At 61.1% G+C, this 13832-nt stretch carries 11 protein-coding genes; all 11 read right to left on the reverse strand.

What is annotated here, in order from left to right:
• Positions 1–11 precede the first annotated feature (11 nt).
• The 11 genes from QO002_RS24340 to QO002_RS24390 all read right to left on the reverse strand — a co-directional run bounded on the left by QO002_RS24340 (position 12) and on the right by QO002_RS24390 (position 13831).
• Complete coding sequence (locus QO002_RS24340; RefSeq protein WP_307234705.1) at positions 12–1667, reverse strand: amino acid ABC transporter permease; 1656 nt, start codon at positions 1665–1667, stop codon at positions 12–14.
• A 63-nt stretch (positions 1668–1730) separates the two neighbouring features.
• The gene (locus QO002_RS24345) at positions 1731–2477 is read right to left on the reverse strand and encodes a transporter substrate-binding domain-containing protein (protein ID WP_307234707.1); all 747 of its coding nucleotides are present in this window, start codon (positions 2475–2477) and stop codon (positions 1731–1733) included.
• Between the two features lie 310 nt (positions 2478–2787).
• Positions 2788–3822, reverse strand: coding sequence for a LacI family DNA-binding transcriptional regulator (locus QO002_RS24350; protein WP_307234710.1), 1035 nt, complete (start codon positions 3820–3822; stop codon positions 2788–2790).
• A 9-nt stretch (positions 3823–3831) separates the two neighbouring features.
• The gene (locus QO002_RS24355; RefSeq protein ID WP_307234712.1) at positions 3832–5535 is read right to left on the reverse strand and encodes an amylo-alpha-1,6-glucosidase; all 1704 of its coding nucleotides are present in this window, start codon (positions 5533–5535) and stop codon (positions 3832–3834) included.
• A 2-nt stretch (positions 5536–5537) separates the two neighbouring features.
• Positions 5538–6350 (reverse strand): carbohydrate ABC transporter permease, encoded by an 813-nt coding sequence (locus QO002_RS24360; protein WP_307234714.1) that lies wholly within the window; start codon positions 6348–6350, stop codon positions 5538–5540.
• Complete coding sequence (locus QO002_RS24365; RefSeq protein ID WP_370878575.1) at positions 6343–7299, reverse strand: carbohydrate ABC transporter permease; 957 nt, start codon at positions 7297–7299, stop codon at positions 6343–6345. Before QO002_RS24365 ends, QO002_RS24360 begins: the two co-directional genes overlap by 8 nt.
• Before the next feature lie 15 nt (positions 7300–7314).
• Complete coding sequence (locus tag QO002_RS24370) at positions 7315–8547, reverse strand: ABC transporter substrate-binding protein (protein ID WP_307234718.1); 1233 nt, start codon at positions 8545–8547, stop codon at positions 7315–7317.
• Positions 8548–8567: 20 nt separating this feature from the next.
• Complete coding sequence (locus tag QO002_RS24375; protein WP_370878576.1) at positions 8568–9716, reverse strand: ABC transporter ATP-binding protein; 1149 nt, start codon at positions 9714–9716, stop codon at positions 8568–8570.
• Between the two features lie 348 nt (positions 9717–10064).
• Positions 10065–11684, reverse strand: a complete 1620-nt coding sequence (locus tag QO002_RS24380) for a dihydroxyacetone kinase subunit DhaK (protein WP_307234721.1) — start codon at positions 11682–11684, stop codon at positions 10065–10067.
• Between the two features lie 67 nt (positions 11685–11751).
• Positions 11752–12744 carry an ABC transporter ATP-binding protein gene (locus tag QO002_RS24385; protein ID WP_307234722.1) on the reverse strand — a complete coding sequence of 331 codons (993 nt, stop codon included), beginning with the start codon at positions 12742–12744 and terminating at the stop codon, positions 11752–11754.
• A complete protein-coding gene (locus QO002_RS24390) occupies positions 12737–13831 on the reverse strand; it encodes an ABC transporter ATP-binding protein (RefSeq protein ID WP_307234723.1) in 1095 nt (364 codons plus the stop codon). Before QO002_RS24390 ends, QO002_RS24385 begins: the two co-directional genes overlap by 8 nt.
• Position 13832: the final 1 nt, after the last annotated feature.

Here is a 13832-nt window from a genome sequence, read left to right on the forward strand (position 1 = left end):
TTGCCCCGATATCAGCGGTGCTTGACGTCATATTTCTTCTCGATGAGGCTGATGAGGCTTGCGGCTGCCAGCGTCAGCAGGATGTAGAGGATGGCTGCGGAGTTATAGGGCGCAAAGGGTAGGAAGCTGGCCGACTGGAACTCGCGCATACGCTGGGTGATGTCGCGGATCGACAGGATCGACAGCAGCGACGTGTCCTTGAGGATCGCGATCAGCTCGTTGCCGAGAGGCGGAATGACGATGCGAAACGCCTGCGGCAGGATGATCAGCCGCGCTGTCTGCCAGCGGCTGAGACCCATGCTTGCCGCCGCCTCGATCTGACCGGCGGGGATTGCATTGATGCCCGAGCGGAAGATTTCGGCAAGATAGGCGGAATAGGCAATCGCCATGGCGACGATACCGCGCACCAGATTGGGCGGATCGAAGACGCCGGCCGTCGCATCCTTCAGCGCGCCGGAGAGCGGCAGGCCGACATAGAGCACGATCACCAGCATCGGAATACCGCGGATCGTATCGACGATGAATTCGGAACCGATCGACAGCGGATGGCGATGATGCAGGAAGCCACCGAGCGTGAGAAGCCCCGTGATGATCGCGATCACCGCCAGCGTGATGCCGGCCGCACGGTCACGGTCGTTCAGTGCTTCGGTGCGCCAGATGCGCGGCCAGTCGGCGGGGACGGAGGCCTCAGGCAGCAGCGCGCCGCTGACATCCTGCTTTTTGCCGATGGCCTCGATCGCCTGCTCGGGGCTCACGAAAGTGCGCACTGGCGTTTCGGTCGTCGGTCCACCTTCATACTGGCCGAAACGCACGGCGCCGATCAGGCCCGAAGGCGTGTTAGTGATGATGCCTACCTTGCCATCCAGCGTGCCGGCGAGAACATAGCCGTCACGCGGCTGCAGCAGGAACCACGCGGAAAAGGCGGCAAAGACAAGCGCCGTCGCCACGAAGATGAAGAGGACTGCGCGGGTGTAGCGCAGTTTGAGGAGACCGACCCAGACGAGCCCCAGAATGGCCGCGAGAATATAGGCCGCGATCGCCGCCCGGATCGTGGTCGCAAGACCCGAAGCAAAGGCGAGATGGGCAAAGAGAAAGACGAAGGCGAGGCCGGCGCCGTTGATGAGACCAAGCAGCCAGCAGCCAGCCCGGCGAACAACGCTCTCGACGGGAGCCTCCGCACGGCTGCCCGCAAACAGCAGGCCGAGACCGGCGGCCAACAAAACAGCGTAAGTGGGCCAGACCCAGGCCTCCACCTGACGCACCATCAGGTCCGCCGCTTCCGTCAGCTGCCGCGGCGTCGCGCCCTTGACCACGAGATCGGATTTGAAAGAATCGACGCCGTTCGCGACGACTGACGCGATAAAGGGATGGACGAGATTGCCGGCGAGAATGGCGGCTGTTGCCAATAGGCCGGCGACCCCGACGGCCAAGGTCAGGCGCGGCCGCGCAACCTTCATGCGCGACAGGATGAGAACGGCAAAACCGGCGGAAAAGGCGACGGCAAGCAGCAGGAAGCCCGGCACGAAGGCGGACGACCCAAGCTCCACGCCAAGAATGGCACGCAGCGACCGCTGATAGTCCGCGGAAGAGGCGAACAGATAGACGATGAAGGGCAGCGCGGCGAGGATGACCAGATTGCTGGGTCTTATGCTTCTGATGAACGACATTCCGGCCTCCAGCGCCAGCAAAACAATAGCGGGAGCGCGGCTTAAGCGCTCCCGTTCAAAGCCTTACTTGAGACCCCAGTATTTGGCGACGAGCTGATCCATCGTGCCATCGTCCTTAATCGCCTTCAGGCCTTCGTTGAAGGCCGCGACGTTCTCGTCGCCCTTGCGGAAGACGAGGCCGAGCGGATCGGATTCAAGATCCTTGATCGCCGCAACCAAGTCGCCGGCAAACTCGCGCTCGTAGGCCGCCGCATTGGCGCCGTTGATGACAACGCCGTCGACGTCCCTGTTCTTGAGCGCGATGATTGCGGCGCTGAAGCTGTCATATGCAGCAACGTTTTCCTTGCCGACAACACCTTCGGCAACCTGCGCATCCGTGGTGTTGGCCTGGGCGGCAAGCTTGCGACCTTCAGACTTAAACTGGTCGAGCGACACATTCTGGTCTTCGGCGCGGGTCAGCACCGCCTGGCTGTTGACGATGTAGGGATCGGAGAAATCCATCGCCTTCTGGCGCTCTGCGGTAATCGACACGCCCGAGGCCACGAGATCGAAATTGCCCTGGTCGAGGGCGGCGAAGATGCCGTCCCAGCCGGTCGTGACGAATTCGGCCTGACAGTTGATCTTGGCGCAGATGGCGTTGACCACGTCGACATCGAAGCCGACGATCTGGCCGGAGGCCGGATCGACGCTTTCCATCGGCGGCGAGGTGGTATCCGAGCCCACCTTGATCAGCTTGCCGCCAAGATCGGCTGCATGGGCTGCACCAGCCGCAAAGACGGCAAACGCGACAGTCGCAAAAAATTTCTTCATGTCTTCCTCCTCAACCGTCGACGCCCGCCACTCCCGGCAACAACGCGACCAAATCCTTCCCAACCACCGAGCGCAAACACGCCATACTGGTTTCGCAATACGGCGGTACGCAAGCGCGTCCTTGGCTTCCGATGCAGTGATAACAAGTGATATAAACGTTTTCAAGACAAAATATAAACGTTTTTATTTCTATTTTCCCCGCAAGGGCAAATGCAGCAACGGGCGCTTGGACGTCGCCATCTAGCGCTCGCTGATGACCGCCCAAAACCTCATGAGATACGGGCACCGCCAATAAACGGCGGCCGGAAAATCAGCCATTCGGCATCACACGATCATCCGAACGCTCAATCAGTTCGGGCATAATCAACGCCTGCAGCGCTTCCGGCGGCTCGCCTTCCATGCGACGCAGGATGTAACTCCCCAACAGCTCGCTCGGCTGGTGGATCGGCAGGAAATAGGTGGTTATCGGCGGGGCGAAATACTGGCTGACATTGAGGTCATCCGTCGCGTTGATCACCGCATCGCGCCCATGCACCAGTCCGCGTTCGTGGAAGCCGGAGAAGGCACCGAGCGCCGAGGCTTCGTTGGCGCAGATATAGGCGGTCGGCGGGGCAGTAAGATGCGACATGGTCAGCACGCTTTCGCGCCCGAAGGCGGGCGTCAGCTGGCCATGGGCGACAAGGGCCGGGTCGAACGACAGACCGGCGATCTCCAGGGCACGCCGATAGGCTTCCAGCCGGGTAATCGCGTAGGTCAGGTCCGACAGCGGATTGATCAGCGCGATGCGGCGGTGACCACGCTCGGCCAGCCGCGCCACGGAGAGGCGGATCATCTGCTCGTTGTCGGCATCGACAAAGGCGTGGGGAGCATTGTGGATCGTCGTGCCGTAGGTGACGAAGGGAAAATCGGCGTCCTGCATGATGCGCACGCGCGGATCGTCCGAACGGGTGCCGGAAACGATGATGCCGTCGGCCTTCTTCAGGGAGACGATCTGGCGGATGGTCGCAAGGCTCTCTTCGAAGCTGCGAACGGCATAGAGCGAGACGCGGTAGGGGCTTTCTTCCAGCGCCCAGGAAATGCCGCTCAAAAGCTGGGCGTATTCGACGCCCTCCCACTCGTTCTGCTTCGGTCCCGGCGCCGTCATGATCGCGGCGACCTGATAGGTCTTGCCGGTGCGCAGCTGCACGCCGTGCATGTTGAGTTCGTAACCGACGCGCTCGGCTGCCTCGACGACGATGGCGCGGGTTTCCGGACGCACCTGTGGCGAATGCTTCAGCGCCTTCGACACCGTGGCAATCGAGAGGCCGGTCTCCAGCGCGATGGTCTTGATCGTCGGTCTCTGCATGACGGCTCGCTAGGGCTGGTAAGGATTGAGGGAGGCGGAGAGGAGGATATAGACGGCGGACGTCCAGGCAAAAGCCCGATCGCGCAATCCCCTCCCCGACCGGGCATCGAAGTTTTCGGCCATACCGCTTTTGGCCGCCAGAGAACAGAACTTTTCCGCGATTTTCCGCGCAAGTTCCACTTCTCCTTGCCTGCGCAGGCCGTCCCACAGCAGCAGCGTCGTCGGCGCCCAGATCGGGCCGCGCCAGTAGCCATCGTCTTCGTAGAGCGGACTATCAGGACTTTCGGTCGCCGGCCCCCATTCGGTGATGAAGCCGCCATCGGCAAGCCGTGTCACCAGCTTCTGCTTCATGTCGCGCGGCAGGCGTTTTCCGAGCAACAGCGGCATGAACTGAATGAGGTTCCGGTTGGGCAGGACTCTCTCAGGATCAGCGACCAGCCGTGCGCAAAATGTTTCGCCGGTCCAGAGCTGTTCGACGAGCAAGGTCTGCAGCTGATCCGCTTTCGCGCGCCATTCAGCAGCCCGCGTGGCGTCGTCCTCCAGATGTTCGGCAAGCACGTCGCAGGCGAGAATGAGGAACGTCGGCAGATCGGGTGTGACGACCGGTCCACCTTCGGCAAAGAATGTAGCATTGTCCCAGCCGCTGTCATTGCCGTGGAAATAGGCGGGAAGGCCGTCGGCATCCGCGCGTGCATGGGTCGGCCAGTAATCGACCTGTCTGCCGATTTTGTCTTTCAGATACGCCTTGCGCTCGGCCGTCAGGAAGCCGGGCTGCATTGCCTCGATCAGCGAAATTGCCCAACCATGCACGGGTGGCTTGGTAAAGGCGAAGAGCACGTCGCGGTCGTTGATATAATCCGGCAGCAGGCCCGAGGCATCCTGATGGTCGAAGATGACGGCGAACTGGTCGAAGGCCAGCGCCGGGTCGACGCTGGCAACGCCGAGCGCGGAGAAGGCGTTGTCCCAGCTCCAGATGTTGATCATGTGGTTCTTGGACATGTAGATCGCCGGCCGCGTCAGTGCACCACCGGCGGGAACGCCGTTGGCCCAGAGCAGGTAACTTGCCAGACGATGCGCCTGTTCGTGGCCGGCGATGTCCCGCGGCATACGCCCGTGCCACGCGGCAAAGTCAGCCCGTACGCTTGCGAGCGCATCCTCAAAGGTGCCGGGACGATCCGCCGACGGCACGGTGCGGAAGAAATCGACATTGCCTTCAAAGGCCTCGGTACCGGAAAAGGCGAAGTTCACCTTTTCCGAATGATCACGCTGCCAAGCGCCGGTGACATCGAGATCACCGCCGAGAGCACGCGGGATGAACTTGACGTTCTCAACGGCAGCGACAAGGCATTGCTCGTTTTGCGGTGTCCTGTAGACATAGTCGTAGCGCGAGCCTTCAAGGTGGAAGCGCACGCCCATCTGCGCACCACGGACATGAAGCCGTTCTCCCTCGCCGATCACGAAGGCGATTTCGCCATCCCCTGCACGCGCGACCAGTTGCTCCGGCGACAGTTCGAAATCCGGCTGAACCGCAGTGCCGTCCGCATCGAAAAACTCCGTCCGGCAAAGACGGCCCAGTGACGGCCGCTCGTCGCCGCCGGCAACGAACCGTAGATAGAGGGCACGCTCGCCCTCCCCGCCCGGTACCTTCATCATCGAGAGGGCGAGGAAGCGGCCCTGCCGGCTAAACGGGACATGATCGATATCGAACAGCATGCTCATCCCTTGACCGACGAGCCGACGGCACCGTCCATGATGTAGCGTTGCGCCGCGAAGAAGAGTGCCAGCGGCGGCAGGCAGAGGATTACGGTAATTGCCGCAATCGAGGTCACGTCTACTTCATGCAGCCCCTTGAACATCGAAAGGCCGAGCGTCAGCGTGTACATCGACTGGTCGTTGAGGAAGATCAGCGGCCCGAGATAGTCGTTCCAGGCATTCATGAAATGGAAGGTGCCGACCAGCACCAGCGCCGGCATCATCAGCGGCAGGTGAATGCGCCAGTAGATATCGAAGGCATTCGCCCCGTCCATGCGCGCGGCTTCGTCGATCTCGACCGGCACCGTCAGGATGTACTGACGTAGCAGGAAGACGAAAAAGGCATCGGCGAAATAGGACGGCACGATCAAGGGCTTCAGCGTGTTGATCCAGCCCAGCATGTTGAACTCCATGTAGAGCGGGATCATCTTCACGTCCCACGGGATCATCATGGTGGCGAGCAGCAGGATGAACAGCGGATCGCGTCCCGGAAAGCGGAAGCGAGCAAAACCGTAAGCGACAAGCGACGAGGAGATAAGCTGCCCGATCGTCGACAGCACCACGACGATCAGCGAGTTCTGCAGGTAGGTGCCGAAGGGCTGCTTGTTCCAGGCGGTGGCAAAGTTTTCCCAGTGCCATTCCGACGGCCAGAAGACCGGCGGGAACTGGTAGAGATCGGCCTGGCTTTTGATGGCCGTCACGAAGGTCCAGTAGAAGGGCGCGATGAACAACGCCGACAGCAGGATCAGGGCGGAATACAGCAGCGTCTTACGCATCGCGGTCGCCTCCCTTTTCACGGACTTCGCCTTCGTAATAGACCCAGGCGGACGACCAGCGCATGACCAGCAGGCTGAGCAGGAGCACGATCAGGAACATCACCCAGGAGCCTGCAGCCGCATATCCCATGTCGAAATATTTGAAGGCGTTATCGTAGATATACATGGCGAAGAAATAGGTGGAGCCGAGCGGGCCGCCCTTGGTCAAAAGCAGCGCGATCGTCAGCTGCTGGAAGGCGGAGATGATCGAGGTGATGAAGGTGAAGAGCAGCATCGGCCCCAGCATCGGCAGGGTAATGAACAGCATCTGCGCCCAGCCCGGTACGCCCGATACGGTAGCGGCTTCATAGAGTTCCGTGGGGATCGCCTTTAGGCCGGTGAGCAGGATCAGCATCGTGCCGCCGAAACCCCAGAGGCTGGCGATGATGATGGCGACGATTGCCAGGGCGGGATCGCCCAGCCAGTTCGGGCCGTCGATGCCGACCATGGACAGCATGAAGTTCAACAGGCCGTATTCGCGGCTGTAGATCCAGCTCCAGATGGTTACGAGGGCGACCCCGGAAATGACGCTCGGCAGATAGAAGGCCGTGCGGAAAAAGCCGCTCCAGGCATTGGCGTGATGCAGCATCAGCGCAACTAGGAACGAAATGATGATGTTGAAAGGCACGTAGATCGCCGCGAACTTCACCGTGATCCACAGGCTTTCCCAGAACTGCGGATCGTCAAACAGCATGGTGCGGTAATTCTCGAACCCGATGAAAGTCCGCTCTCCCACGACCGGCCAGTCGTGGAAGCTCATCGTCAACGAGAAGATCAGCGGGCCGAGGGTGAAGAACAGAAAACCCAGGATCCACGGGGAGATGAAAAGATAGGCCGCCAGGTGGCGTGAAAAGGCCGATTGCCGTTTCTGAGCCGTGAGCGGCACGGTGCCTTGATGGGTCATATCCATCTCCCCGCTCCGTTCTTACTTCAGGAACCGCTGGGAACGCTTGACGGCATCATCGAGATGCTGCTTGGCGTTGCCTTGGTCGATCATCGTGGCTTCGATGGCGCGGGCGAGATTGTCCTGCACCTTGCCCCAGTTCTGGTTCTTCAGGAATGCATGGGTTTCCTTGTTCGACGTCGCGAGAATGTCGAAGAACGGCTTGTAGACTGGGTCCGTCGTCATGCCCTTTTCTTCCGCAACGCTGGTGCGCACCGGAAGATCGTTGGTGCGCATGGCAACCGCTTCGGGCGAGGAGAAGAACTTCACGAATTCCCAGGCGAGATCGGGATGAGCAGCGTCCTTGGCAATCGACATCGCCGAAACACCGAGCGCCGAATGGGCCGGCTTGTCGCCGAATTTCGGCAGCGGCGCCACGCCATAGCTGAAGCCGGCGGCATCGATGCCCGCCTTAGACCACATGGCGCTCTGGAACATGGCGATCTTCTGGCCGTTGAACAGCGTCTCGCCTGACGTGTCGTCACCGACATGCAGCGTGACAGCTTCTTCCTTTTTGGCCATGTCGGCAAACATGTCGAGAACCTGTGCGGCCGCATCGCTGTTCATGTAACCGTCGATGGTCTTGCCGTCGTCGGAGATGTACTTGGTGCCGTTCGACCAGAGGAACTGTTCGAAGTCATACGGATCGGGCTTGGCATCGACTGCGAAGCCATAGACCTTCTTGTCCTTGTCGCGGAATTTCGCTCCCTTGGCGCGCAGGTCGTCCCAGGTCCAGCCGTCCTTCGGCTCCTCGACGCCGGCCGCCTTGAACATGTCCTTGTTGTAGAACACGACCTGGGTGGTGAAGCCCGATGGCATACCATAGGTCTTGCCCGCCACGCGCGTCGTTTTCATCAGGCCTTCCGGGAAATCGGCCGGGTTGATCTCGGTGGCGTCCTTGGCGATCAAGTCGTCGAGCGGCATCAGCGACGTGTAGTATTGCGGGAAGTTCCACATATACATGACATCCGGCGGGCTGCCGGCACCGAAGGCCGCAACCAGCTTCTGGTCGTAACCATCGGCATAGGGCTCGACCTGAACTTTTACGCCCGGATGCTTCTCCTCGAACTTCTTGGCGATCGCCTGCTGGATCGCAAGGCTTTCGTCGCTATCCCAGGTGGCAAAGCGCAGGGTCTCTTCGGCCCGTGCCGTTGCACTTCCCGCAAGCACAAACGCGATCAGCGAACCGGCGATGAATTTGATGTCTTTCCTCATGTCTATGCTCCTCTTGCGGGTCACGCGACCCGCTTCCCCTTTTCGTTGGTGATCAATGACTGCGTCTCCGCATCGAGGACGCGGCGAACGGCCTGCCCTTCCGCATCGAACAGATAACAATGCTGCGGCGGCAGCCGCAGATGGATGGCTTGCCCGTTGGCGACCGGATGCGTGCCGCGCACCACCGCTGTCATGGGGCGGCCGTCATCGAGACCGATGTGCACATGGCTTTCGGTGCCGAGCCGCTCAACGAGGCGGACGGTGCCTGAAAGCTCACCCTCGCCCGCAGAGACGATCTCGATTTTGTCCGGCCGGATGCCGAGCGTGGCTTTGCTGGCGGCGGTCATCGCCGTAGCGGATTCTGCCTCGAAGGTAACCGCCTGCTTGAGGCCGCCGCCGGACAGCGTGATGCGTCCTGCATCCAGGGAGGCGATAGTCGCCTCGACAAAGTTCATGCGGGGCGAGCCGATGAAGCCGGCGACGAAGAGATTGGCGGGCTGATAGAACAGCTCCAGCGGCGTGCCGAACTGGCTGACCTTGCCCTTGTCGAGCACAACGACCCGATCGGAAAGTGTCATCGCCTCGACCTGATCGTGGGTCACGTAGATCATGGTCGCAGCCAGACGGGTATGGAGCGCCGCAAGCTCGACACGCATCGTCACACGCAGGCCGGCATCGAGGTTCGACAACGGCTCATCCAGCAGGAAGAGCTTCGGTTCCCGCACGATGGCGCGGCCGATGGCGACGCGCTGACGCTGGCCGCCGGAGAGTTGGCGCGGCTTGCGGGCAAGCAATTCCCGGATGCGCAGGATATCGGCGGCGTTGTCCACCCGCCGATCAATCTCGTCGCGCTTCATGCCGTTCAGCGCCAGCCCGAAGGACAGGTTCTTGCGCACGTTCATATGCGGATAGAGCGCGTAGTTCTGGAAGACCATCGCGATATCGCGCTTGGCCGAGGGCACATGGGTAATATCCCGGTCGCCCAGCCGGATGGCGCCGCCATCCAGATCCTCAAGACCGGCGATGGAGCGCAGCAGTGTGCTCTTGCCGCAACCGGATGGACCGAGAAAGCAGACGAATTCACCATCGGCGATATCGAGGTCGATGCCCTTCAGCACCTCCAGCGAGCCGAAACCCTTGCGAAGATTTTCGATACGGATCGACGCCAACGGATCCTCCTCTGTCGGCAACTCAAATGACGTGTTAAACGTTTATATCAAAATAAAAACGTTTAACACGATTTGTAAAGAGGAAAATTTCACTCTGTGCTAAATGAGGAAAATGGGGAAAACAAAGGTGTGCCCGCGCCTCTGCCGGGATCGGTTTGCGAAACCTGCACCACAACGCACGAACAACAGCATGGAGAAGACCGGCATTCGCCTGGTCATCTCCGATAAGGGTCGCCTCGGCTGGTCACAGAAAACGTGCCGATCGGCGACCATGTGTTTAGAATGCCTGCGCCGCGGAATACTACCAGCGGATGATTGGCAGGAATATCGCGGTTCCGCCCACCTATCTCAATTTGCGAGATGTTCAAACAGGAGAGCCACGGCCTCGGCACCCGGATCGGCGTGGCCTTCCAGCTGTTTGGCATTGATATAGACGGCACGTCCGGCTTTCGCCTTTACCAGCTTGGCCGTCGTGTCGGCGCCGGTGCGCGCGGCGATCGCAGCCGCTTTGATACCATCTGCGAGTGCATCGAGAGCAGGTGCCAACGCATCGATCATGGTGCGATCACCAACGCTGGCACCACCGATTTCCTGGATGCGGGCAAGCCCAGCCTTCAGGGCATCACGCATCGGCAGGCCGCTGGACGCGCCGTCGCCGGCCGCAGCGAAGAAAATGGCGAGTAGCACGCCGGAAGAACCGCCCATCGTCTGGCTGAGTTCAAGCCCGATCGCGCGGTAAAGTTGCGTCTGGTCCGACAGCGGCAGCCGGTCCATCGCCTTGATGAGTGCTCTTGCCGCGCCGGCGAGGGTGGACCCCGTATCGCCATCGCCCGATTTGGCGTCGAGCGCATTCAGGTCCCGCTCGGCTGAGATCAGCACATTGCAGCAGCTGATCAGGAATTCGCGTGTCGGCTTGTGATCGGACGGCAGCGGCGTGATTGGCTTCAGCCCATCCGGCAGGGCGGCAATGGAGATGGAGCCGACAGCGTGGAGGCCCGGCCATGCGGAAAGCGTGACCGCCTTGCCCAAGGCATCGAGATCGGCCTTCCCGGCCGGGTAGAGCGAAATTGAAAAACCCTGCATGTCGAGCGAGGTCATCATCGGCGCCGGGCCGACGACATGGGAAATATGCTTGCCGACAGCCGAATTCAGCAACTCATGGGTCAGCACAGACATTTCCAGAACTGACGTTCCGCCGAGATTGTTGATGAGGGCCACATGCGACTTTTCGCCGATGGTCGCCTGCAATTTGGCAGCAACGGCCGCCATGGCCGTTTTCGCATCGGTGAATGCGACTTGCTCGATCCCCGCTTCGCCGTGAATGCCGAGGCCAAGCTCGGCCATGCCGTGCGGGATGCGGTTTTCCTTTGGAGAGCCGGGTACGGTGCAGGTATCGAGCGACATGCCAATGCTTTTCGTTGACGATATGACGCGCTTGGCGGCGGCCGTCACTGTCTCCAGATCGGCACCGGATTCGGCGGCGGCACCGGCGATCTTGTGCACGAACAGCGTTCCGGCAACACCGCGCGGCTGCGGCAGGTCCGGCAAAGCGATATCGTCATCGACGATGACCATGCTGACATTGAGGCCAAAGGCGCGGGCACGCTCGGCTGCAAGACCGAAATTCAGGCGATCGCCGGTATAGTTCTTGACGATGAGCAGGCAGCCTGCGGGGCCGGTGACCGCGAGGATACCGGCGAGCACCGCATCGACGCTCGGGGAGGCAAAGACATCGCCGCAGACGGCAGCCGTCAGCATACCAGCCCCGACGAAACCGGCATGGGCAGGCTCATGGCCCGAGCCGCCGCCGGAGACCAGCGCCACCTTGGACTTATCCCAGTCGTTGCGGATGACGACGCGGATATGCGGGTAGCCGTCCAGCCGGGCAAGCTTGCCGCCGGAGGTGGCGAGCAGGCCATCGATCGCTTCGGTGACGACATCTTCTCTTTTGTTGATGAATTGTGCCATTGGTCGCTCCCTAGAGCATTTCCAGCAAAAGTGCGAAGCGCGTCCGGAAATGCGTTAAATCAAAGAGTTAAAGCCGTATGCCGTCCGCGTCGAAATAGAGCGGCTTGTTCGGCTGGATTTTCACGATATCGCCGTTGCGCAAGCCCGTATGGGCTGCCGTCACGGTGACAAGGTCATGGTTTTTGTAGGACAGGTGCAGGCGGGTCTGGTCGCCCAGATGCTCCACGCGCCGCACGAAACTGTCTTCGCCCTCGCCTTGCGAGATATGCTCGGGCCGCAGCCCGATGGTCGCGGCGCCAACAGGGGAAGACGGAAAGATATCCGCCGGCAGGATGTTGATGCGCGGCTGGCCGAGCCTTGCGGCGGCATAGACGCTGACCGGGTTTTCATAGATATCCCGTGGCGAGCCGAACTGCACCAGCCTGCCCTGGTGCAAGACGCCGACATGCGTCGCCATGGTCATCGCCTCGATCTGGTCATGGGTCACATAGAGCAGCGTTGCGCCAGAATTGGCCTGGATGCTCTTGAGCTCGATGCGCAGATCGGACCTGAGCTTCGCATCAAGGGAACTCAGCGGCTCGTCCATGAGGTAGAGCTGCGGGTTGCGCACCAGCGCCCGGCCGATCGATACCCGCTGCATTTCCCCGCCGGAAAGGGTCGTCGCCTTGTTGTCCAGCTTGTGGGAAATTTGCAGCACCTCGGCGATCGCATTGACCTTGCGGGTAATCTCGGCCGGCGGAGTCTTCAGCAGGGGCGATTTCAGCGGGAATTCGAGATTCTGCCGCACCGTCAGATGCGGATAGAGCGAATATTGCTGGAAGACCATCGCGACGTTTCGCTGGGCCGGGGTCAGCCCGCGCATCGGCAGGCCGCCGATGAAGATTTCGCCGCTGTCGGGGTGATCGAGACCGGAAACCATGCGGAGCGTAGTAGTCTTGCCGGCCCCTGTCGGCCCCAGCAGCACGACGAAGGAGCCGTTCGGCACGGTCATCGACACATTGTCGAGCGCGACATGCGAACCGAACGTCTTGGTGACGCCTTCAAGCCGGATCTCAGCCATGGTTCAGCACTCCCTCGTTTGCCGCCGAAAGCAGCGCCTGTCCCCTCTCCTCGAAGACTGTCAGCGTGCGCCGGTCGAACTCCAGGCCGATTGTCTCTCCCGGGTTAATGACATGCTCGGAGCCGGTGCGCGCCTTGACGTCACCATTGGGGGTCGCCAGCGTGACGATCTGGGTGGTGCCGAGATATTCGGTGGCGATCACCCGGCCGCGGAACGTGGATGTATCGGAAAACACGATGTTTTCGGGGCGAACACCAAGCGTCAGCTTTCCCGTCGCACCCTCGCGCGAAACCGGCACCTCGACCGTCTTGCCCGCAAGTTCGATCCTGTCGCCGCCGATGCCGATCATGCCGTCGAAGTCAAGGAAGTTCATGGGCGGCGAGCCGATGAACTTGGCGACGAACTTGGTGGCCGGCCAGTCGTAGATCTGCTGCGGCTTGCCGAACTGCTCGACGACGCCGTGGTTCATGACAACGATCTTGTCACCCATCTGCATGGCTTCGAGCTGGTCGTGGGTCACGTAGACCGTCGTTGCACCCATGCGGTCATGCAGCGCTCTCAACTCCTCGGCCATGTGCTCGCGGAACTCGGCATCAAGGGCGCCAAGCGGCTCATCCATGAAGAACGCCTTGGGACGCCGCACGATCGCGCGGCCGAGCGCCACGCGCTGGCGGTCGCCGCCGGAAAGGCCGCCGACAGGCTTGTCGAGAATATCCTCGATCCGAAGAATACGCGCGACCTCGGCGACACGGGTCTTCACCTCCGCCTTGGGCACGCCTTGGGAAAGCAGCGGATAGGAGATATTCCGACGCACATTCATATGCGGATAGAGCGCAAACATCTGGAAGACGAAGGCGATGTCGCGCTGGCTGGCCGGCTTCATGCCGACCTCCTCGCCATCGATGTAGATCTCGCCGCTGGTGGGCAGCTCGAGACCGGCCATCATGCGTAACGTCGTGGTCTTGCCGCAGCCGGAGGGGCCGAGAAGCATGAAGAATTCGCCGTCCTCGATCGTGAATGTAGAAGACTGGACTGCCGTGAAGCTTCCGAATTCCTTGCGCACGTTTTCAATTCTGATTTGCGCCATG

This window comes from Pararhizobium capsulatum DSM 1112 (assembly GCF_030814475.1).
In the GTDB taxonomy this organism is placed as follows: Bacteria; Pseudomonadota; Alphaproteobacteria; order Rhizobiales; family Rhizobiaceae; genus Pararhizobium; species Pararhizobium capsulatum.

What these genes read in the sequence shown, in the direction of transcription:
- QO002_RS24340 (WP_307234705.1), bottom strand. Translation starts at nt 1,667, where the DNA reads ATGTCGTTCATCAGAAGCATAAGACCCAGCAATCTGGTCATCCTCGCC.
- QO002_RS24345 (WP_307234707.1), bottom strand. Translation starts at nt 2,477, where the DNA reads ATGAAGAAATTTTTTGCGACTGTCGCGTTTGCCGTCTTTGCGGCTGGT.
- QO002_RS24350 (WP_307234710.1), bottom strand. Translation starts at nt 3,822, where the DNA reads ATGCAGAGACCGACGATCAAGACCATCGCGCTGGAGACCGGCCTCTCG.
- QO002_RS24355 (WP_307234712.1), bottom strand. Translation starts at nt 5,535, where the DNA reads ATGCTGTTCGATATCGATCATGTCCCGTTTAGCCGGCAGGGCCGCTTC.
- QO002_RS24360 (WP_307234714.1), bottom strand. Translation starts at nt 6,350, where the DNA reads ATGCGTAAGACGCTGCTGTATTCCGCCCTGATCCTGCTGTCGGCGTTG.
- QO002_RS24365 (WP_370878575.1), bottom strand. Translation starts at nt 7,299, where the DNA reads ATGGATATGACCCATCAAGGCACCGTGCCGCTCACGGCTCAGAAACGG.
- QO002_RS24370 (WP_307234718.1), bottom strand. Translation starts at nt 8,547, where the DNA reads ATGAGGAAAGACATCAAATTCATCGCCGGTTCGCTGATCGCGTTTGTG.
- QO002_RS24380 (WP_307234721.1), bottom strand. Translation starts at nt 11,684, where the DNA reads ATGGCACAATTCATCAACAAAAGAGAAGATGTCGTCACCGAAGCGATC.
- QO002_RS24385 (WP_307234722.1), bottom strand. Translation starts at nt 12,744, where the DNA reads ATGGCTGAGATCCGGCTTGAAGGCGTCACCAAGACGTTCGGTTCGCAT.
- QO002_RS24390 (WP_307234723.1), bottom strand. Translation starts at nt 13,831, where the DNA reads ATGGCGCAAATCAGAATTGAAAACGTGCGCAAGGAATTCGGAAGCTTC.